Genomic DNA, 20,524 nt, shown 5'->3' with positions numbered 1-20,524 from the left:
ATCCTGTCACGCGCCGCCCCCGCGCGGCACCGGGCTTGCATCGTCGCACCAGACCAGCCACGGCTGCGGGACACGGTCATCGGAGCGGAGGATCGCGGCGATCCAGCCGTCGTGGCGCCCCCGCGCATCCGACAAGCCCTGGCGGAGCAGGCCCTCGTAGCGGAAGCCCAGGGCGCGCGCCGTCCGCGCGGACGCGACGTTGCCGACGATCGCACGCCATTCGATGCGCGCGAGCGACAACGGCTCGGCGAACCCGAACGCGATCACCGCGCGAGCAGCCTCGGTCACGTAGCCGCGACCTCGCGCTGCGGCATCCAGCCAGAACCCGATCTCCGCGGCCCCACCCGGGGTCGCCGCGTGCAATCCGATCATGCCGACCCAGGCTCCGTTCGCGCGGATGCCCCACGTCAGCTCCCTCTGTTCCTCCCACCCGGTCGCCGCTTTCGCGATGAACTCCTCGGCATGTGAACGGTGGTAGGGCGAGGGCAGGGTCGTCCAGCGCGGCACCTCGGGGTCCTGCGCGGCCGCCGTGATCGCGTCGACGTCGGCGCTCGTCGGGATCGAGAGCTCGAGCCGGGCGGTTCGCAGGGTCGCCGGTTGCATGTGCCGACCCTATCGAGCCGGGGGATGCCGGTCAGGCGGGGTTCCGCTGTGGCAGGCGCCGGGTGTGCCGTCCGCAGGCTCAGCGCCCGATCAGGGCGGGAGGTTCGGTGGCGGGTGGCGTCGATGGTCGTCGGCCGAGCTGCGCGCTGACGGCCTACGGAACCGCGACATCGCCGAGGCGTTCGCCGCGGGGCGGCTCCTCCGTCCGCGTCGCGGGTCGTACGTGACCGCTGACATCCCGGAGCCCGTGGCTGCGGCCGTCTCGCTCGGAGCTGTGCCGTGCACAGGCTCAACGCGGCGTAGGCGCCGCAACGGGCGACCAGTCGGGCGCTCAGCCTGTTGGCGGGACATCTCCGTTCGGGCACAGCACCACGACCGACCCTCTCGAGCCGGGGGATGCCGGTCAGGCGGGGTTCTGCGAGATGTAGACGGCCATCGCCGCGAGGTTCGCCAGCGGAGCCATGGCACCGTTGCTGGGCGCGTCGAAGACCATCGCCTCGACGCCGGACTCGGCATACGAGGCGACCCACGCGGCGGCGCCCGGCAGCGGGACGGCGAGCATCCGCGCGGCCTCGTCCTCGGGCAGGCCGAACTCGAGCGCGGCGGCGTGAGCGCGGTCGGCGGTCGAGAACGCGAAGATGACGGCGCCCTCGTCGGTGCGCAGCGCGAACGGCGTGGGCTCGTCGTCGGAACCGCGCGCGAGGAACAACCACCGATCCAGCGCGAAGGCCGCGCGCCAGAGACGCTCCTGCACCGCGGCGTCGGACGGCGCGCTCTTCGACGCCGCGGCGGCCGCGTCGAGCTCGGCGACAAGCTCCGGCGCGGGCTCGGCCGGAGGCGCGACGACCTGGGGTTCGACAGGCTCGAACGTCCCGGACTCGGATGCGGCGGACGCGGATGCCTCGGGCTCAGACACGGCGCAGGAGTCCCATCTTGTCGTAGACGTCGGCGAGGGTGCGGTCGGCCACCGCGTCGGCACGGGCGGCGTTGGTCGCGAGGACGCGGTCGAGCTCGGCGGGGTCGTCGAGCAGCTCGAGCGCGCGTTCGCGTACGGGGCCGAACTCGGCGACGACGACCTCGGCGAGGCCCTTCTTGAAGTCGCCGTACCCGCGGCCGGCGTACTCGTCCTCGATGGCGGGGATCTGCCGGCCGGTCAGGGCGGCGTAGATGACGAGGAGGTTCGAGACTCCCGGCTTGTTCTCACGGTCGTAGCGCACCGAGCCCTCGGAGTCGGTCACGGCGCGCATGATCTTCTTCGCCGACACCTTCGGGTCATCGAGCAGCCACAGCACGCCGGCATCCGACTCGGCGGACTTCGACATCTTCGACGTCGGGTTCTGCAGGTCGTAGATGCGGGCGGTGTCCTGCTGGATGACCGGCATCGGCACGTGGAAGGTCTCGCCGTAGCGGGCGTTGAATCGCTCGGCGAGCGTGCGGGTCAGCTCGACGTGCTGCTTCTGGTCGTCGCCGACCGGGACGATATCGGTCTGGTAGAGCAGGATGTCGGCGGCCATCAGCACCGGGTAGGTGAACAGGCCCACCGATGTCGCCTCGGCGCCGTAGCGCTGCGACTTGTCCTTGAACTGGGTCATGCGGCCGGCCTCGCCGAATCCGGTGAGCGTCGACAGGATCCAGGCCAGCTCGGCGTGCGCGCGCACGTGCGACTGCACGTACAGCGTCGACCGCGACGGCTCGATGCCCGCGGCGATGTACTGCGCCGCCGTACGACGGGTCTTCGCGCGGAGCTCGGCGGGGTCGTTCGGCTGGGTGAGGGCGTGCAGGTCGACGACCGAGAAGAACGCGTCGTAGGTCTGCTGCAGGTCGCGCCACTGCATGAGAGCCCCGATGTAGTTGCCGATCTGGAGCGAATCGGCGGACGGCTGCATTCCGGAGTACAGGCGGGGCTTGGTCACCACACGAGTCTACGGGCGGGCCGGGCGGCTGCGGGGCGGGCCGGGAGCCGGCGCGCTCGGCCGGTGCGGGCCGTCAGCCCGGGAAGACGTAGTCCGCGACGACGGGAGCGTGATCGCTCCATCGCGTGTCCCACGAGGGTGCGCGCACGACGCGGTAGTCGGCCACGCGCTCAGCCAGGGCGGGAGTCGCGAGGTGGTAGTCGATCCGCCAGCCGGTGTCGGTGTCGAACGCCTTGCCGCGGTTCGACCACCACGTATACGGACCGTCGACTTCGCCGGCGAACCGACGGCCGACGTCGATCCAGCCCAGGCCCGTCCCGGTCTCGCCGTCGACCGTCGCGACCGGCTCGCCCGCCGGTCCTGTGAACCGGTCGAAGTACGCGCGCTCGCGCGGCAGGAACCCGGCCTTCTTGCGGTTGCCGCGCCAGTTGCGGATGTCGAACTCGCGATGCCCGACGTTCAGGTCGCCCGTGATGACGGCGAGCGGGCCGAGGTGCGGCATCCGGCTCTCCATCGCGTCGAGGAACGCGTACTTCGCCACCTGCTTGTCGGTGTCGGCCTCGCCTGTGAACACGTAAGCGCTCACCACGGTGAGGTGCTCGCCCGCGACCTCGATGTCGGCCTCGACCCAGCGTCCCTTGGAGTCGAGGTCGTCGTCGCCGAGCTCGATGCGCCAGACGTCGAGAGGTTCGCGGGCGGCGATCGCGACACCCGCGCGGCCCTTGGCGAGGGCCTCATCGGCGACGAAGTGCCAGCCGGGCAGCGCCGCGGCGAGGTCGGAGGCCTGCGCCCGGACCTCCTGCAGCGTCAGGATGTCGACGTCGGCCGTCTCGAGCCACTCGTGCATGCCTTTGCGGGCGGCGGCGCGGATGCCGTTGACGTTGACGGAGGCGATGCGGAGCTGGCGAGACACGCGTGTCAGCGTATCCGGGGCCGGCGACACCGCCGATTCCGGCGCCTCAGCCGGGCGTGCCCGCTTCGTGCTCGTCGAGCCGCGCGAGCAGGGCGCGAGCCTGGCGGACGGCACGGCGGGCCGACGCGCGTCGCCACCACCGGGCGTCCGCGAGTGCGCGCTCGGCGTCGCGCACCTGTGCCTCGGCGATCAGTCGCAGCGCGCGGCGTTCATCGGCCCGCCGTTCCGCGTCCGTCTTGATGACGAGCGGGATGCCGTCGTCGGCCGCCGACACGGCCACCCACGACGCCGCGACGAGCATGACGATGCCCGCCAGCCGCAGCCACAGGAGGAAACCGATCAGCACCGAGAACGTCGCCAGCAGCGGATTGGTGGGGGAGTAGACGGCGAGAAAGCCGGCACCGAGCTGCAGGAGGCTCAGCGCCACGCCGCCGAAGAGGGATCCCGGCATGATCGTGCGCCACGGCAGCGACGTCCCGGTGAGGAACCGGATGAGCCCGGTGAGAGCCGCGGCGTTGAGGACGATCGCGACCAGCACCGACGCCAGTCGGCTCAGGACGTCGATCGTGGTCGACTCGTACGGCACGTCGAAGAAGTCGAAGAGCTCGCGGACGACACCACCGGCGACCAGACCCAGCGCAGCGCCCAGGACGAGCGCGAGACCGAAGAGGATCGCGGCGCCGAAGTCTCCCAGCTTCAGCAGGACGTAGTTGCGCGTGTCGAACGGCAGCCCGAAGATGTCGCGCACCGCCCGGCGGGTGAACGTGACGAACCCGATCGTGGTCCAGATCGCGACCGCGAGCGCCACCGCACCGGTGACGGCGAGCACATTGCCGCTGTCGCGCGCGATCGCGGCGACGTCGTCGGGCGAGACGGGACCGCCGGTCGAGATCAGCTCGGGGATGTAGGAGTTGACGACGCGGATGAGTGCATCGATGGCCATCGACGAGCCGCCGAGCCAGAGGCCCACGACCGCGAAGGCGGAGTACAGCGTCGCGAAGAGCGCGAACAGCGACTGATAGCTGATGCTCGCGGCGAGCAGGAACCCGTTGTGGCGCAGGAAATGCCGCCAGACACGGATCGGGAACCAGCCGAGCGTGCGACGGGTGATCGTCGTCGCACGCTCGATCGGCTGGTCGAGGCGCTCGCGCAGCCGCGAGGAGTCCCACCGGTCACGCAGCGCTTCTGCGCTCGGTGGATCGGTGGTCACACCTCGAATGTACCGGCCGCGAGGCGCGGCGACGGGTGGCCTCGATGGGCCGGGCCCGTCACCGGCCGCGCAGAACCGCCTGCTTGACCTCGGCGATGGCCTTGGTCACCTCGATGCCGCGGGGGCATGCCTCGGTGCAGTTGAAGGTCGTGCGGCAGCGCCAGACGCCTTCCTTGTCGTTCAGGATGTCGAGACGCACATCGCCCGCATCGTCGCGCGAGTCGAAGATGAAACGGTGCGCGTTGACGATCGCGGCGGGTCCGAAGTACTGCCCGTCGGTCCAGAACACGGGGCACGACGACGTGCACGCAGCGCACAGGATGCACTTGGTCGTGTCGTCGAAGATCTCGCGGTCGGCGATCGTCTGGATGCGCTCCTTGCCCGCCTCGGGCTTGGAGTTCGCGATGAGGAAGGGCTGGACGTCGCGGTAGGAGGCGAAGAACGGCTCCATGTCGACGACGAGGTCCTTCTCGAGCGGCAGGCCCTTGATCGCCTCGACGTAGATCGGCTGCGAGATGTCGAGATCCTTGATCAGGGTCTTGCACGCGAGCCGGTTGCGGCCGTTGATGCGCATCGCGTCCGAGCCGCAGATGCCGTGCGCGCACGAGCGGCGGAAGGTCAGCGAGCCGTCGACCTCCCACTTGATCTTGTGGAGCGCGTCGAGCACGCGGTCGGTCGAGTACAGCTCGACGTCGTAGTCGACCCAGCGCGGCTCGCTATCGACCTCGGGGTCGAAGCGACGGATGATGAAGGTGACGAGGAACGACTGGATGCCGGTGTCGTTCGTGACTTCCGTCTCGGAGGCGACGAGGGTCATCAGTACTTCCTTTCCAGCGGCGGGTAGCGCAACTCGCCCGCCTCGTTCTTGGTGAAGACGACGGGCTTCCAATCCAGACGGATGTGGTCCTCGGCGTGCGACGAGTGCGGGTCGCCCGAGAGGTAGGCCATCGTGTGCTGCATGTAGTTCTCGTCGTCGCGCGAGGGGAAGTCGTCGCGCATGTGACCGCCGCGGCTCTCCTTGCGGTTGCGCGCGGCGACGACGACGACCTCGGCGATGTCGAGCAGGAAGCCCAGCTCGACGGCCTCGAGCAGGTCGGTGTTGAACCGCTTGCCCTTGTCGTCGACGTGGATGTTCTTGAACCGCTCGCGCAGGTCGGCGATGACGTCCATGACGTGCAGCAGCGACTCCTCGGTGCGGAAGACCTGCGCGCCCTTGTCCATCTCGTCCTGCAGCGTCTTACGCAGCACGGCGATGCGCTCGGTGCCCGCGTTGTTGCGCACGCCCTCGATGAGGTCGCGCACGCCCGCCGCGGGGTTCTCGGGAAGCGGCACGAAGTCGGCCGTCTTGACGTACTCGACCGCGTTGCGGCCGGCGCGCTTGCCGAAGACGTTGATGTCGAGCAGCGAGTTGGTGCCGAGGCGGTTCGAGCCGTGCACCGACACGCAGGCGCATTCGCCGGCGGCGTACAGGCCGGGAACGACCGTGGTGTTGTCGGAGAGGACCTCGGCCTTGACGTTGGTCGGGATGCCGCCCATGGCGTAGTGCGCCGTGGGCATCACCGGCACCGGCTCGACGACGGGGTCGACGCCGAGGTAGGTGCGGGCGAACTCGGTGATGTCGGGGAGCTTCGTCTCGAGCACCTCGGCACCCAGGTGGGTGCAGTCCAGCAGCACGTAATCGCGGTGCGGGCCGGCGCCGCGCCCCTCGGCGACCTCCTGCTGCATGCAGCGCGAGACGATGTCGCGCGGCGCGAGGTCCTTGATGGTCGGGGCGTAGCGCTCCATGAAGCGCTCTCCCGAGGCGTTGCGCAGGATCGCGCCCTCGCCGCGCGCGCCCTCGGTGAGGAGGATGCCGAGTCCGGCGAGGCCGGTCGGGTGGAACTGGAAGAACTCCATGTCCTCGAGCGGGAGGCCCTTGCGCCAGACGATGCCGACGCCGTCGCCCGTGAGGGTGTGGGCGTTCGAGGTCGTCTTGTAGATCTTGCCGAACCCGCCTGTGGCGAAGATGACGGCCTTCGAGTGGAACACGTGCAGGTCGCCGGTGGCGAGGTCGTATGCGACCACACCGGCCGTCTGCGTGCTGCCGTCAGGGGCGGTCACGGTGATCAGGTCGAGCACGTAGTACTCGTTGAAGAAGTTGATCCCGAGCTTGACGCAGTTCTGGAAGAGCGTCTGCAGGATCATGTGGCCCGTGCGGTCGGCCGCGTAGCAGGCGCGGCGGACGGGGGACTTGCCGTGGTCGGCGGTGTGTCCGCCGAAGCGACGCTGGTCGATCTTGCCCTCGGGCGTGCGGTTGAACGGCAGGCCCATGTTCTCGAGGTCGATGACCGCGTCGATCGCCTCTTTCGCGAGGATCTCCGCAGCGTCCTGGTCGACGAGGTAGTCGCCGCCCTTGACGGTGTCGAAGGTGTGCCACTCCCACGAGTCCTCTTCGACGTTGGCCAGCGCCGCCGCCATGCCGCCCTGCGCCGCACCGGTGTGCGATCGCGTCGGGTACAGCTTCGAGATCACCGCGGTGCGGGCGCCCGGACCGGCCTCGATCGCGGCACGCATGCCGGCGCCGCCGGCGCCGACGATCACGATGTCGAACTGGTGGTAGTGGATGCCGTCCTTGACGACGACCTCAGGGGTCTCGGTGCTCACTCGGCGAGCCTTTCGTTGCTGTGATTCACGTCGTCGGTGCGCGGGCTCAGCCCTGGCACATCTCCCAGAGCATGCTGTCCGCGGTGACGCCCAGGCAGGGGTCGAAGGTGAACACGACGAGCGTGCCCAGCAGGATCAGCAGCGCGGCGGAGAGCCCGATGGCCCAGACGAGGACCTTGCGGGCGGTCGCGCCCGTGACGTAGTCGTTGACGATCGTCCGCATGCCGTTGGCGCCGTGGATGAGGGCGAGCCACAGCATCAGCACATCCCACCACTGCCAGAAGGGGCTGGCGAACTTGCCGGCGACGAACGCGAAGTCGATGCCCTTGATGCCCTCGCCGAGCATCAGGTTGACGAACAGGTGTCCGAAGATCAGGACGACCAGCAGCACGCCGGAGGCGCGCATGTAGACCCAGCCCCACTTCTCGAGGTTGGTGCCCTTCTTGCGGACCTGCGGGCTGCGCGGTGCGGCCAGGGTGTCGGCGGTCATCAGTGACCCCCTCCAATCTCCGAGAGAACGATCGGCACGTGGCGAGCAGCGAAGCCGAGGACCGTGACGGCCCATACCGCGAGCACGCCCCACCACAGCTGACGCTGGTGACGGGTCGCCCACGGCCACAGGTCGACCGCGATGATGCGGAGGCCGTTGAACGCGTGGTAGACGATGGCGGCGACGAGCGCGACCTCGCCGAGACCCATGATCGGGTTCTTGTAGGTGCCGATGACGGCGTCGTAGGCCTCGGGCGACACACGGATCAGCGCGGTGTCGAGCACGTGGACCAAGAGGAAGAAGAAGATGGCGACGCCGGTGATGCGGTGAAGCACCCACGACCACATGCCCTCGTTGCCGCGGTAGAGCGTGCCGCGCGGCGTCTTGGAGGTGGTCTGAGCCACCGACGGTGTGACGCGTGCTGGTGCAGACACGGTCGTCCTCCCTGGATCGAACACGGTTCGTTGGGGGCGATCGATGCCCCGGTGGGGTTGTGGCAACCCCCGGCGTCACATGGGCGCACCTCGATTCTAGGCCGGGAAAATCGAGGGGGGCGACGAAGGGCACCCTAAAGAAACGAGGTTCTTGCGCCGGGGGTCGCTCGCGCGCGCCGGTACTCTCGGAGCATGGTCGATGAGATTCAGGACTTCTATGCCGTCATCCCCGCCGGTGGAGTGGGCAGTCGGCTGTGGCCGCTTTCGCGCGCCGACGCCCCGAAGTTCCTGCACGACCTCACCGGGTCGGGTCACTCGCTGCTGCGCGACACATGGGACCGTCTCGCCCCGCTGGCCGGTCCCGACCGCATCGCCGTGGTCACCGGCCGTGCGCACCGCGCGGCCGTCGAGGCGCAGCTGCCCGGCATCCCCGACAAGAACGTCTTCCTCGAATCCGAGCCCCGCGACTCCGCCGCCGCGATCGGTCTGGCCGCCGCGATCCTGCACCGCCGGCATCCCGACGTCATCATCGGCTCGTTCGCGGCCGACCACGTCATCCGCGGCAGCCGGGTGTTCGAGTTCGCGGTCCGCGACGCGGTCGAGGTCGCGCGCGAGGGCTACATCTGCACGATCGGGATCACCCCCTCCGAGCCCGCGGTCGGCTTCGGCTACATCAAGCGCGGCGGCGAGCTGATCGTCGAGGGCGCCCGTGACGCCTCTCTCGTGGAACGCTTCGTCGAGAAGCCCGACCTCGAGACCGCACGCGCATACGTCTCCGACCGGTCGTACCTCTGGAACGCGGGCATGTTCATCTCGCGCGCCGACGTCCTGCTGGCCGAGATCGAGGCCAACAGCCCCGAGCTGCACGCCGGCCTGCTCGAGCTCGCCGAAGCGTGGGACGACCGGGACCGCCGCGGCCCCGTCGTCGACCGCATCTGGCCGAAGCTGAAGAAGATCGCGATCGACTACGTCGTCGCCGAGCCGGCCGCGGAGAAGGGCAAGCTCGCCGTCGTCCCGGGGCACTTCGACTGGGATGACGTCGGCGACTTCGCCAGCCTCGCCAAGCTCAACTCCAACGGCCGCAAGAACGACCTCGCGATCCTGGGCGAGAACGCACGCATCCTCTCCGATGCCGCGAGCGGCATCGTCGTCAGTCACACCTCGCGCGTCATCAGCCTCATCGGGGTCAAGGACATCGTCGTCGTCGACACCCCCGATGCGCTCCTGGTGACCACGAGCGAGAACGCGCAGCGGGTCAAGCACGTCGTCGACGCCCTCAAGCTGACCGGTCGCGGCGACGTTCTGTGACGCGCACATTGCGTCTTTGTAACCATTCGCAAGGCGGAGGCCCTCGGAGGTACGCCCTCGGCGAAACACTGGGTAACTTCATTGCAGCCGCCGCGAAGTCCGCGGCGCCTTCAATGTGGAGGCTGCATTGACTCTCTCGACCCCTCAGAAGCTCGTCGGCATCACCGCCGCCGCGGGCCTTCTCGTCGCTCTCGCCGGATGCGGATCCGCACCCGAGGCGAGTTCGACCGGCGACGCCGCCGGCGAAGCCGTCGACGGCTTCACCCCCTGCCTGATCTCGGATGAGGGCGGCTGGAACGACAAGTCGTTCAACCAGTCGGCCAAGGCCGGTATGGATGCCGCTCTGGAAGAGCTCGGCGTCGAGGGCATCGAACTCGAGTCGACCACCCCCAACGACTACGCGCCGAACCTCGAGCAGCTCGTCGCCGAGGGTTGCACGTTCATCGTGTCGGTCGGCTTCAACCTCTCGGCCGCCACGGTCGCGTCGGCACTGGCGAACCCCGAGATCGACTACGCGATCATCGACGACCTCGCCGACAACGACTTCGACGGCGAGACCGATGCCCCGAACATCAAGCCCCTCGTGTTCAACACGGCCGAGGCGGCATACCTCGGTGGCTACGCCGCCGCCGCATGGTCGGAGCAGAGCGGTGTGAACAAGGTCGGCACCTTCGGCGGCATGCAGATCCCGTCGGTCGCCGTGTTCATGGACGGCTTCCAGCTCGGCGTCGAGAAGTACAACGAGGACAAGGGCGGCTCCGTCGAGGTCCTCGGTTGGGACATGGGCACCGAAGAGGGCCTGTTCACCGGTGGCTTCGCGGCCAACGACACGGCGAAGCAGACGGCGCAGAACCTGCTCGACCAGGGCGCGGACGTCATCCTGCCCGTCGGCGGCCCCGTCTACCAGAGCGCGGCCGCGGCCATCACCGACGGTGGCACCGACACCCTCATGCTCGGTGTCGACACCGACCTGGCCGTCGCCGACGAGACCGTCGCCGACCTGGTGCTCGTCTCGATCATGAAGGCCATCGACGTCGCCGTGCGCGACGCCACCATCGAGGCCGCCGGTGGCGACTTCGAGGTCGAGCCCTACGTCGGAACCCTCGAGAACGAGGGCGTGAAGCTCTCCAGCTTCCACGACTTCGAGTCGCAGCTGCCCGAGGGCCTGGCCGACGAGCTCACCGCGCTGCAGGAGTCCATCGTCTCCGGTGACATCACCGTGGAGTCGCCGAACTCCCCGTGATCCGGTTCTGAGGTCGGGGCCGGGAGACGATCGTCTCCCGGCCCCGATTCCTGTCCGCGGTACTCCCAACGTCGCATAGATTGGCGAACATGAAGCTCGAACTCCGGGGCATCACCAAGCGCTTCGGCACCCTCGTCGCGAACGACCACATCGACCTCGTGGTCCGCCCCGGCGAGATCCACGCCCTGCTGGGCGAGAACGGCGCGGGCAAGTCGACCCTGATGAACGTCCTCTACGGCCTGTACCAGGCCGACGAGGGTCAGATCCTGCTCGACGACGCCCCCCAGAACTTCCGCGGCCCCGGCGACGCCATGGCCGCCGGCATCGGCATGGTGCACCAGCACTTCATGCTCATCCCCGTCTTCACCGTCGCCGAGAACGTCATGCTCGGGCACGAGGACACGAAGGGCATCGGCGCCCTCGACCTCGCCAAGGCGCGCCGTCACGTCCGCGAGGTCGCGGACCGCTTCGGCTTCCAGATCGACCCCGACGCCGTCGTCGGCGACCTTCCCGTCGGCGTGCAGCAGCGCGTCGAGATCATCAAGGCGCTCTCGCGCGACGCGAAGGTGCTCGTGTTCGACGAGCCGACCGCCGTGCTGACCCCGCAGGAGACCGACGAGCTCATGGCGATCATGCGCCAGCTGCGCGACGAGGGCACGTCGATCGTGTTCATCACGCACAAGCTGCGCGAGGTCCGCGAGGTCGCGGACCGCATCACCGTCATTCGCCTGGGCAAGGTCGTCGGCGAGGCCTCGCCGACCGCGACCAACGCGGAGCTCGCCTCGCTGATGGTCGGACGCGCCGTCGAGCTCACCGTCCGCAAGGACGCGCCGCGGCTGCGCGAGGGCGGCCTCGCCGTGCGCGACCTGCGGGTGCTGACCCCCGGTGACGCCGTCGTCGTCGACGGCGTGAGCTTCGACGTGCGACCGGGCGAGATCCTGGGCGTCGCCGGCGTGCAGGGCAACGGACAGACGGAGCTGGTCGAGGCCATCGTCGGGCTCGCGAGCAAGATCGAGGGCTCCATCCGCCTCGGCGACACCGAGCTGGTCGGGCGCAGCGTGCGCGGCATCCTCGATGCGGGTGTCGGTTTCGTGCCGGAAGACCGCAAGGAGGACGGCCTCGTCGGCGGATTCTCCGTCGCCGAGAACCTCATCCTCGACCGTTCGAGCGACCCCGCGTTCGTGCGCGGCGGCACCGTCCGGCGCGCCGCGCTCGAGTCCTTCGCCCGCGACCGCATCGCCGAGTACGACATCCGCACGCAGGGGCCGCACACGCCCGCGGGGACCCTCTCGGGCGGCAACCAGCAGAAGGTCGTCATCGCTCGCGAGATGAGCCGCGAGCTGCGTCTGTTCGTCGCGGCGCAGCCCACCCGCGGCGTCGACGTCGGCTCGATCGAGTTCATCCACAAGCGCATCGTCGAGACGCGGGACGCCGGCGTGCCCGTCGTGGTCGTCTCGACCGAGCTCGACGAGGTCACCGCCCTCGCCGACCGCATCGCGGTGATGTACCGCGGCACGATCATCGGCATCGTCCCCGCCGACACTCCCCGCGACATCCTCGGCCTCATGATGGCCGGCGAACCCCACCCGGAGGTGGCCGCATGAGCGACTCGACACCCGGAGCGCACGAGAACGCCCGCAGCGGCGCTCCCGAGCAGCTGCCCGCCGCGTCGGGCCCGCTGACCGGACAGCCCGAGGTGGCCCCGCCGCCGCGCTCGAACGTCTTCCTCAAAGAGCTGCTGCGCGGCAGCACCGTCACCACGATCCTGGCGATCGTGCTCGCGATGATCGCCGGTGGTGTGCTCATCGCCTTCACCGACGACGACGTGCAAGAGGCGGCCGGCTACTTCTTCGCGCGTCCCGGTGACACCCTCGCGGCGATCTGGACCGCCGTCTCGGGCGGCTACGAGGCGCTCTTCCGCGGTGCTGTGTTCAACCCCCGCGGCGACTCCTTCGCCGCGCAGATCCGGCCCCTGACGAACTCGCTCGGCTTCGCCGCGCCGCTCATCGCGGCCGGCCTCGGCGTCGCCCTGGCCTTCCGTGTCGGCCTGTTCAACATCGGTGCGCGCGGGCAGATCCTCGTCGGAGCCGGCTTCGCCGCGTTCGTCGCCTTCGGGCTCGACCTGCCGATGTGGATCCACCTGCCGCTGACGCTCCTCGCCGGCATCGCGGGCGGTGCGCTCTGGGGCGGCATCGTCGGTGTGCTCAAGGCGCGCACCGGCGCGCACGAGGTCATCCTCACGATCATGCTCAACTACGTCGCCTTCTACTTCGTCACGTGGATGATCCGCACCCCGGGCCTGCTGCAGAAGCCGGGCACCAACCAGCCGATCACCTCCGAGACGCCGGCATCGGCGCAGTTCCCCGAGCTGCTGGGGGCGGGCTTCCCGTCGCTGGACTGGGGCTTCGTCATCGTCATCGCCGCGACCGTGCTGGTGTGGTGGATCATCGAGCGCTCCAGCCTCGGTCTGCGGATGCGAGCGGTGGGTGAGAACCCGCACGCGGCGCGCGCCGCGGGCATCGGCGTCGAGCGCATCTACGTGTACGCCATGCTGTTCGCGGGCGGGCTCGCCGGCCTCGCGGCCATGAACCAGATCCAGGGCTCGATCACCACCGGCTTCAGCAACACCATCGACGCCGGCATCGGCTTCGACGCCATCACGGTGGCGCTCCTCGGGCGCAGCCGCGCGTGGGGCGTCTTCGCCGCCGGCATCCTGTTCGGCGCCCTCAAGGCGGGCTCGTTCTCGATGCAGGCGCAGGGCATCCCGGTCGACATCGTGCTCGTGGTCCAGGCCCTGATCGTGCTCTTCATCGCGGCGCCGCCGCTGCTGCGCACGGTGTTCTTCCTTCCCAAGACCGACCTCGAGAAGGCGGCGAAAGCGCGAGCCAAGGCCGCGAAGAAGGCGGTGACGGCATGACGACCCTCAGCCCCACGGCATCCGACGACGGAACCATCCACCTGGCCACCGTGAAGCAGCGGCACCTCAAGGTTCCGATCACGCTCGCGGTCGTCACGCTGCTGCTCGCGGCGCTGTTCGTCTTCGCGCCGCGCGACGGCGAGAGCACCTTCCGCCTCGGCGACGCCTCCGCGGCGGTCGGGCTGCCCGACGTCTCGGTGCCGACCGCTTTCACGGCGTGGACGGTGCTCGTGCTCATCGCGCTGCTCGCGGCCACCGCCTCCTGGCTCGCCTGGAACTATCGCGCCGTGCCGCTGTGGCTGACGCTGGTGTTCGGCATCCTGGGCGTCTTCGCTTTCCTCACGTGGGCTGCCGCCGGCGGCCTCGTGCCTGTCACGGGCCTGCTCTTCGGCGCCGTGTCGCTGTCGGTGCCGCTCGTGTTCGGCGCGCTCGGCGGCGTCATCGGCGAGCGGGTCGGCGTCGTGAACGTCGCAATCGAGGGGCAGCTGCTGCTCGGCGCGTTCTCGGCCGCGCTGCTGTCGAGCATCACCGGCAACCCGTTCGTCGGTCTGATCGGCGCGATGATCGGCGGCGTCCTGGTGTCGTTCGTGCTCGCCGCGTTCGCGATCAAGTACCTCGTCGAACAGGTCATCGTCGGCGTCGTGCTGAACGTCCTCGTCACCGGCCTCACCGGATTCCTTTACGGCGCCCTGCTGGTGCCCAACGAGAGCGAGCTGAACCGCCCGGTGCGGTTCACCCGGCTGGAGATCCCGGTGCTCGGCGACATCCCGATCATCGGTCCGGTGCTGTTCAACCAGACGATCATCGTGTACCTCATGTTCGTCACGGTGGCCGTCGTCACGTGGGCGCTGTACCGCACGCGGTGGGGCCTGCGCCTCCGCGCCGTCGGCGAGCACCCCCAGGCCGCCGACACGGTGGGCATCAACGTCAACCGCACGCGGTTCTGGAATGTCTCGCTCGCCGGCGCCATCGCCGGCATCGGCGGCGCCTACTTCACGCTCGTCTCGGTGCCGCAGTTCGGCAAGGAGATGACCGCCGGCCTCGGCTTCATCGCGCTGGCCGCCGTCATCTTCGGTCGCTGGGACCCGCTGCGCGCGGCCCTCGCGGGGCTGCTGTTCGGGTTCGCCACGAACCTGCAGAACCTGCTCACCGTGCTGCGGACGCCGATCCCCAGCGAATTCATGCTCATGCTCCCGTACGTGGTGACGATCCTCGCGGTGGCCGGCTTCGCCGGTCAGATCCGTGGACCGGCCGCGGCGGGCAAACCGTACATCAAGGGATGACCACCGACGTGACCGATATCGACTGGGACGAGCTGCGCGCCGTCGCCACCGACGCCATGACCCGCGCCTACGCGCCGTACTCCCGTTACAAGGTGGGAGCGGCGGCTCTCGTCAGCGACGGCCGCATCGTCTCGGGATGCAACGTCGAGAACGCCTCGTACGGGGTCGGGCTCTGCGCCGAGTGCGCCCTCGTCGGCGACCTGCACATGTCGGGCGGCGGACAGCTCGTCGCCTTCGTGTGCGTCAACAACGACGGGCAGACCATCATGCCGTGCGGCCGGTGCCGGCAGCTGCTGAACGAGTTCGCCCTGCCCGGGATGCTGCTCGAGACTGTCTCGGGCATCCGTACCATCGATGAGGTGCTGCCCGACGCCTTCGGGCCCCGCGACCTCGAGGAGACCGTCCGATGAGCGCCGAATCCGCCGTATCCGCATCCGCCGTCGAGGCGTTCGACGCCGTCGACGTCATCCGCACCAAGCGCGACGGTGGCGCCGTCCCCGAGGACGCCCTGCGCTGGATGATCGACGCATACACCCGCGAGTACGTCGCCGACTCGCAGATGGCCGCGTTCGCGATGGCCGTGCTGCTCAACGGCATGGAGCGCGACGAGATCCGGGTCATGACCGACGCGATGATCGCCTCGGGCGAGCGGATGAGCTTCTCCGGGCTCGGCAAGCGCACCGTCGACAAACACTCCACCGGCGGTGTCGGCGACAAGATCACCCTGCCCCTCGCGCCCCTCGTCGCGGCGTTCGGCGTCGCCGTGCCGCAGCTGTCGGGCCGCGGCCTGGGGCACACCGGCGGCACGCTCGACAAGCTCGAGTCGATCCCCGGCTGGCGCGCCGCGCTGTCGAACGACGAGATGTTCGCGCAGCTGCGGGACGTCGGCGCCGTGATCTGCGCCGCCGGCTCGGGCCTCGCCCCCGCCGACAAGCGCCTCTACGCGCTGCGCGATGTCACCGGCACCGTCGAGGCCATCCCGCTCATCGCCTCGAGCATCATGTCGAAGAAGATCGCCGAGGGCACCGAGTCGCTCGTGCTCGATGTGAAGTTCGGCTCGGGCGCGTTCATGAAGGATGTCGACAAGGCGCGCGAGCTCGCTCGTACGATGGTCGCGCTCGGCGCCGACTCGGGCGTGGCGACCACCGCCCTGCTCACCGACATGAACGCCCCGCTCGGCCTCGCGATCGGAAACGCCAACGAGGTGCGCGAGTCCGTCGAGGTGCTCGCCGGCGGCGGCCCCGCCGACGTGGTCGAGCTGACCGTGGCGCTCGCCCGCGAGATGCTCGCGCTCGCGGGCCAGCCCGACGCCGACGTCGAGGCAGCACTGGCCGACGGACGGGCCATGGACGTCTGGCGCCGCATGATCCAGGCGCAGGGCGGAGACCCGGATGCCGCGCTGCCGACGCCCCGCGAGACCCACACCGTCACGGCGCCGACCGCGGGTGTGCTCTCGCGCCTCGAAGCCCTGCCCTTCGGCATCGCCGCGTGGCGGCTCGGGGCCGGCCGGGCCCGCGCCCAGGATCCCGTGATCCACGCCGCGGGCATCGACCTGCACGTCAAGCCCGGCGACGAGGTCGCGGCCGGTCAGCCGCTGTTCACCCTGCTGGCCGATGATGGTGCCCGGTTCGACCGCGCCCTCGACGCGCTGCACGGCGCGTGGGAGATCGACGACGACGCGCCGGCCGCGGGCCCGCTGGTCCTCGAACGCATCACCGCCTGACGCCCACCGGCACCCGTCCTCCGCCACCGCGACACATCAGCCCCGCCCGCACGACCCGAAGGAGCCGCCATGCCGATCGAACAGCACGCCGACACGAAGCTGCAGGGCGTCTCGGTGCGCTCGCTGCCGAAGGTGTCGTTGCACGACCACCTCGACGGCGGCGTGCGCCCCGCGACGATCGTCGAGCTGGCGGATGAGATCGGGTACGCGCCGCCCGAGGCCGATGCGGACGACCTCGCCGACTGGTTCGAGGAGCAGAGCGACTCCGGTTCGCTCGTCGACTACATCGAGACGTTCGAGGTGGCGTTGGCCGTCATGCAGACGCGTGACGGGCTCCGCCGGATCGCGCGCGAGTTCGTCACCGACCTCGCCGCCGACGGCGTCGTCTACGGCGAGGTGCGTTGGGCGCCCGAACAGCACCTGCGGAGCGGAGTGTCGCTGCAGGACGCCGTCGACGCTGTGCAGGAAGGCATCGAAGAGGGCGAGGATGCCGCGGAGTCCGACGGCCACGACATCCGAGTCGGGCAGATCCTCTCGGCGATGCGGCAGGAGGGGCGCTCGCTCGAGATCGCGCAGCTGGCCGTCGCCAACCGCGCGAACGGCGTCTCGGGCTTCGACATCGCCGGGCCCGAGGACGGGTTCCTGCCCGCGCAGCACCGCGCCGCGTTCGACTACCTCGCGTCGGAGTTCTTCCCGGTGACGGTCCACGCCGGCGAGGCGGCGGGCCTCGACTCGATCCGCTCCGCCATCATCGACGGCCGGGCCCTGCGCCTCGGGCACGGGGTACGCATCGCCTCGGACCTCAACGTCGTCTCGCGCGCGGGCGAAGAGGTGCTGGTGCAGTTCGGCGACCTCGCTCGCTGGGTGCGCGACCGCGAGATCCCGCTCGAGCTGTCGCCCTCGTCGAACCTGCAGACCGGCGCCATCGAGGCCTGGGGCACGCAGTGGGAGGACCACCCGTTCGACCTGCTCTATCAGCTCGGGTTCTCGGTCACCGTGAACGTCGACAACCGCACGCAGAGCCGCACCTCGCTCACCCGCGAACTCGCGACGCTGGCCCAGACGTTCGAGTACGATCTCGACGATCTGCAGGCCTTCCAGCTCAACGCCGCCGCCGGCGCGTTCCTCTCCGTCGAGGAGCGCGAGGAGCTGATCGAGATCATCGCCGAGGGCTTCGCCCGCTGACCGCCGGCACCGGTGCGGGGCGCCCGCCTACTCGGGGGCACGCCGCGGCTGTCGGCCGGTGGCGAGCCGATGCTCGGTCTCTCGGCAGCGCCAACTCCTCAGAAACCGACGGCCGAAGCCCGTATGCCGCCCGATTGGCGGCGACTCCCTGGGGATTTGAGGAGTTGGTGCCGGCGCGAGCCACCGCCCGGGCTCAGGCCGCCACCGCCCGGGCTCAGCGGGGCAGAGTGGCGACCAGGTCGGCGAGGGCGGCGGTGACGTCGGCGCGCATGTCGGCGTCCGAGATCGTCGGGGTGCCGTCTCCGGCCTGGGGACCGTAGTCGCCGAACGACGCGTGGCTGGCGCCGGGGATCTCGATCAGCGCGGCGTCCGCCGGAAGCAGGCCGCGGTTGTCGTCGACCTTCTGCGGCGTGGTCAGGCCGTCCTCGGAGCCCGAGAGGCTGAGAACGGGCAGATCCGCTTCGGCGAGGTCGTTCGCGCAGTACGACGCGAACAGCACCAGGCCGTCGGCGTCGGGGGCCAGCTGGCAGGCCCGCACACCGCCGAGGGAGTGCCCGCCGACGAGCCAGGTCGACACGTCCGGCACGAGGTCGGTGAACGACGTCAGCGGTCGCGGGTCGAAGAACGCGAGGTTCAGCCACGGGCGGGCGATGACGACGGTCACGCCCTCGTCCGCGACGACGCCCGCCAGGATCGCGGCATAGGCCTCGGCTTCGACCTTCGCGCCGGGCACGAACACCAGCCCGACCCCCGACGTCTCGGCCGCGGGCGTGATGACGATGCTGCCGTCGACCTCGGACATCGCGACGCGGTCGTCGCTGCGCACGTCGTCGAGAGGTCCGGGCTCGGCCGACATGACGCCGACCTGACTCCAGATCAGGATGCCGATGATGCCGGCCAGCAGCAGACCGACCACCACGCTGAGCGCGATGAGGAGCAGCCGGCGCGCACGCGGGCGACGCCGGGTCTCCGCCGTCGAACCGGCGTCACCGGTCGCGGGGGAGCCCGGCGTCGCGTCGCTCATCGAGCGTCGGTGCCCATCGCGGTCTGCCGCGCGGTGACGGCGGCCTCGACGCGGGCGAACAGCGGGTGATGCGGCTCGAGACCCGTGACGGATGCCGTGAGGGTCGCGGCATCCTCCGTCCGCAGGCGTTCCTGCAGCTCGACGGACTGCGGGTCCTCGGGCTCGTCGAACGCGAGCGCGGCGCCCACGGCTGCCACCAGGGCGTCGACGGAGAGGCCGAGCTCGGCTGCTTCGGCCGCCGGTCCGATGAAGCGTTCGTGTCGCGAGAGCTTGCGCAGCGGCTGGCGTCCGACGCGGCCGACGGTGTCGGGCAGCTCGGGGTTCGCGAAGCGGCGGAGGATCGTGGCCCGGTACGCGGCGAGCTCGGCGGGGTCGAGGCCGTGCTTGCGCTCGAGCAGCGCCGAGGTCTCCTCCAGCGCAGCGGCGACGGAGGCGGCGATCTCGGGCACCGCGAGCGACTCGGCGATGGTGCTCGTGCCGGCCTGCGCGCCGAAGTACGCGGTGGTGGCGTGCCCGGTGTTGACGGTGAACAGCTTGCGCTCGATGTAGGGCTCGAGGTCGTCGACGAAGTGCGCGCCGGGGATGCGCGGCAGTGCGTCGCCGAACGGTCCCGCCTCGATGGCCCACTCGAAGAACGGCTCGACGGTCACGTCGACGCCGCCGTCCGCAGGCTGGGCGGGGACGATGCGGTCGACCGCGGTGTTGGCGAAGACAGCCCGGCCCGAGACGGCCTCCCATGCGTCGCCGGCTTGAGCCCGGATCTCGTCGCGCAGCAGGTCGGTCGCGCCGATGGCGTTCTCGCACGCCATGACCGCGAGGGGAGCGGCGGCGGGGTCGCGCAGCGCGAGCCCGGCGAGGATGTGCGGGGCGATGAACTTCAGGACCGTGGGACCGACGGCGGTGGTCACCACGTCGGCGGTGGCGACGGCGTCTGCCACGGCTTGGGGGTCGGCCGCGCTGTTGAGCGCGCGGAACCCGGTCACGACCTTGTCGACACCTCCGTCGCCGACCTCGTGCACCGTGTACTCCGACGCGGCGTTGATCGCGTCGACGAGGGGAGCGGCGACGTCGGAGAAGACGAGGTCGTAGCCGCCCTCGTGCAGCAGCAGGCCGACGAAGCCGCGCCCGATGTTGCCCGCGCCGAAGTGGACCGCGGTGCTCACTGGTTCACCGACGAGAGGAGGTCGAACAGCTCTTCGGGGGTCTGCGCGGCCTTGAGGCGCGCGACGTCGTCCTCCTCCGAGAAGAGCAGGGCGATCTGCGACAGGATGTCGAGGTGCTCGTCGCCCTTGCCGGCGATGCCGACCACGAAGGTCACGGCCTCGCCGTTCCAGTCGACCCCGCCGTCGTAGCGGACGAACGACAGTGCCGAGTCGAGGATCGCGTCCTTCGTCTCGTTGGTGCCGTGGGGGATGGCCAGCTCGTTCCCCATGTACGTGGAGACCGTCAGCTCGCGCTGCTGCATGGCGTCGAAGTACGCCGAGGTGACCGCGCCGGCGGACTCGAGGATGTCGGCCGCCTCCTGCATCGCCTCCTCGCGGGTGGCGCTTCCGGAGTGGATGCGGATCTGACCGATGTTCAGGACCTCACGTGCCATGTCTGTCTCCTCTGAGGGGTGGTGCTGGGGGGTATGAC

General features: G+C 70.1%; 20 protein-coding genes. 8 read left to right on the top strand and 12 right to left on the bottom strand.

Going from position 1 to position 20,524, the window contains the following annotated elements; all coding sequences use genetic code 11:
- Nucleotides 1-6: 6 nt before the first annotated feature.
- From PUW82_RS13595 to sdhC, 9 genes are all read right to left on the bottom strand, one after another.
- Nucleotides 7-603 carry a GNAT family N-acetyltransferase gene (locus PUW82_RS13595; RefSeq protein ID WP_274222807.1) on the bottom strand — a complete coding sequence of 199 codons (597 nt, stop codon included), beginning with the start codon at nt 601-603 and terminating at the stop codon, nt 7-9.
- A 403-nt stretch (nt 604-1,006) separates the two neighbouring features.
- A complete protein-coding gene (locus PUW82_RS13590) occupies nt 1,007-1,519 on the bottom strand; it encodes a hypothetical protein (RefSeq protein WP_274222806.1) in 513 nt (170 codons plus the stop codon).
- Complete coding sequence (trpS, locus tag PUW82_RS13585; protein WP_420792758.1) at nt 1,512-2,516, bottom strand: tryptophan--tRNA ligase; 1,005 nt, start codon at nt 2,514-2,516, stop codon at nt 1,512-1,514. The genes PUW82_RS13590 and trpS overlap by 8 nt, the downstream gene beginning before the upstream one ends.
- A 73-nt stretch (nt 2,517-2,589) precedes the next feature.
- The gene (locus tag PUW82_RS13580) at nt 2,590-3,429 is read right to left on the bottom strand and encodes an exodeoxyribonuclease III (protein ID WP_274222804.1); all 840 of its coding nucleotides are present in this window, start codon (nt 3,427-3,429) and stop codon (nt 2,590-2,592) included.
- Nucleotides 3,430-3,475: 46 nt separating this feature from the next.
- Entirely contained in the window at nt 3,476-4,639 is a 1,164-nt protein-coding gene (locus PUW82_RS13575; protein ID WP_274222803.1) for a YihY/virulence factor BrkB family protein, read from the bottom strand.
- Nucleotides 4,640-4,697: 58 nt separating this feature from the next.
- Nucleotides 4,698-5,456 carry a succinate dehydrogenase iron-sulfur subunit gene (locus tag PUW82_RS13570; protein WP_274222802.1) on the bottom strand — a complete coding sequence of 253 codons (759 nt, stop codon included), beginning with the start codon at nt 5,454-5,456 and terminating at the stop codon, nt 4,698-4,700.
- The gene (gene sdhA / locus PUW82_RS13565; protein WP_274222801.1) at nt 5,456-7,282 is read right to left on the bottom strand and encodes a succinate dehydrogenase flavoprotein subunit; all 1,827 of its coding nucleotides are present in this window, start codon (nt 7,280-7,282) and stop codon (nt 5,456-5,458) included. The genes PUW82_RS13570 and sdhA overlap by 1 nt, the downstream gene beginning before the upstream one ends.
- Nucleotides 7,283-7,328: 46 nt before the next feature.
- Nucleotides 7,329-7,772 carry a succinate dehydrogenase hydrophobic membrane anchor subunit gene (locus PUW82_RS13560; RefSeq protein ID WP_274222800.1) on the bottom strand — a complete coding sequence of 148 codons (444 nt, stop codon included), beginning with the start codon at nt 7,770-7,772 and terminating at the stop codon, nt 7,329-7,331.
- Entirely contained in the window at nt 7,772-8,206 is a 435-nt protein-coding gene (gene sdhC, locus PUW82_RS13555) for a succinate dehydrogenase, cytochrome b556 subunit (RefSeq protein ID WP_210005936.1), read from the bottom strand. The genes PUW82_RS13560 and sdhC overlap by 1 nt, the downstream gene beginning before the upstream one ends.
- A 192-nt stretch (nt 8,207-8,398) precedes the next feature.
- Here sdhC and PUW82_RS13550 point away from each other — a divergent pair, with 192 nt between their 5' ends.
- From PUW82_RS13550 to PUW82_RS13515, 8 genes are all read left to right on the top strand, one after another.
- Nucleotides 8,399-9,514 (top strand): mannose-1-phosphate guanylyltransferase, encoded by a 1,116-nt coding sequence (locus PUW82_RS13550; protein ID WP_274222799.1) that lies wholly within the window; start codon nt 8,399-8,401, stop codon nt 9,512-9,514.
- 127 nt (nt 9,515-9,641) lie between these two features.
- A complete protein-coding gene (locus PUW82_RS13545; RefSeq protein ID WP_274222798.1) occupies nt 9,642-10,757 on the top strand; it encodes a BMP family lipoprotein in 1,116 nt (371 codons plus the stop codon).
- 89 nt (nt 10,758-10,846) lie between these two features.
- The gene (locus PUW82_RS13540; RefSeq protein WP_274222797.1) at nt 10,847-12,361 is read left to right on the top strand and encodes an ABC transporter ATP-binding protein; all 1,515 of its coding nucleotides are present in this window, start codon (nt 10,847-10,849) and stop codon (nt 12,359-12,361) included.
- Nucleotides 12,358-13,674, top strand: a complete 1,317-nt coding sequence (locus PUW82_RS13535) for an ABC transporter permease (protein ID WP_274222796.1) — start codon at nt 12,358-12,360, stop codon at nt 13,672-13,674. The genes PUW82_RS13540 and PUW82_RS13535 overlap by 4 nt, the downstream gene beginning before the upstream one ends.
- Nucleotides 13,671-14,957 (top strand): ABC transporter permease, encoded by a 1,287-nt coding sequence (locus PUW82_RS13530; protein ID WP_274222795.1) that lies wholly within the window; start codon nt 13,671-13,673, stop codon nt 14,955-14,957. The genes PUW82_RS13535 and PUW82_RS13530 overlap by 4 nt, the downstream gene beginning before the upstream one ends.
- A gap of 8 nt (nt 14,958-14,965) precedes the next feature.
- Nucleotides 14,966-15,367: a cytidine deaminase gene (locus PUW82_RS13525; protein WP_274222971.1), complete on the top strand. Its 402-nt coding sequence runs from the start codon at nt 14,966-14,968 to the stop codon at nt 15,365-15,367.
- A complete protein-coding gene (locus tag PUW82_RS13520; RefSeq protein ID WP_274222794.1) occupies nt 15,364-16,680 on the top strand; it encodes a thymidine phosphorylase in 1,317 nt (438 codons plus the stop codon). The genes PUW82_RS13525 and PUW82_RS13520 overlap by 4 nt, the downstream gene beginning before the upstream one ends.
- 69 nt (nt 16,681-16,749) lie before the next feature.
- Nucleotides 16,750-17,865: an adenosine deaminase gene (locus PUW82_RS13515; RefSeq protein WP_274222793.1), complete on the top strand. Its 1,116-nt coding sequence runs from the start codon at nt 16,750-16,752 to the stop codon at nt 17,863-17,865.
- 214 nt (nt 17,866-18,079) lie between these two features.
- Here PUW82_RS13515 and PUW82_RS13510 read toward each other — a convergent pair whose 3' ends face one another.
- From PUW82_RS13510 to PUW82_RS13500, 3 genes are read right to left on the bottom strand one after another with little or no spacing between them, the layout of a single operon-like run.
- Nucleotides 18,080-18,889: an alpha/beta hydrolase gene (locus PUW82_RS13510; protein WP_274222792.1), complete on the bottom strand. Its 810-nt coding sequence runs from the start codon at nt 18,887-18,889 to the stop codon at nt 18,080-18,082.
- Nucleotides 18,886-20,052 (bottom strand): mannitol-1-phosphate 5-dehydrogenase, encoded by a 1,167-nt coding sequence (locus PUW82_RS13505; protein WP_274222791.1) that lies wholly within the window; start codon nt 20,050-20,052, stop codon nt 18,886-18,888. Before PUW82_RS13505 ends, PUW82_RS13510 begins: the two co-directional genes overlap by 4 nt.
- The gene (locus PUW82_RS13500; RefSeq protein ID WP_274222790.1) at nt 20,049-20,486 is read right to left on the bottom strand and encodes a PTS mannitol transporter subunit IIA; all 438 of its coding nucleotides are present in this window, start codon (nt 20,484-20,486) and stop codon (nt 20,049-20,051) included. The genes PUW82_RS13505 and PUW82_RS13500 overlap by 4 nt, the downstream gene beginning before the upstream one ends.
- Nucleotides 20,487-20,524 lie beyond the last annotated feature (38 nt).

Source organism: Microbacterium thalli (assembly GCF_028737325.1).
Lineage (GTDB): Bacteria > Actinomycetota > Actinomycetes > Actinomycetales > Microbacteriaceae > Microbacterium > Microbacterium thalli.
Note: the sequence above shows the minus strand (reverse complement) of the source record. Positions and strands in the feature narration are given on the sequence as shown.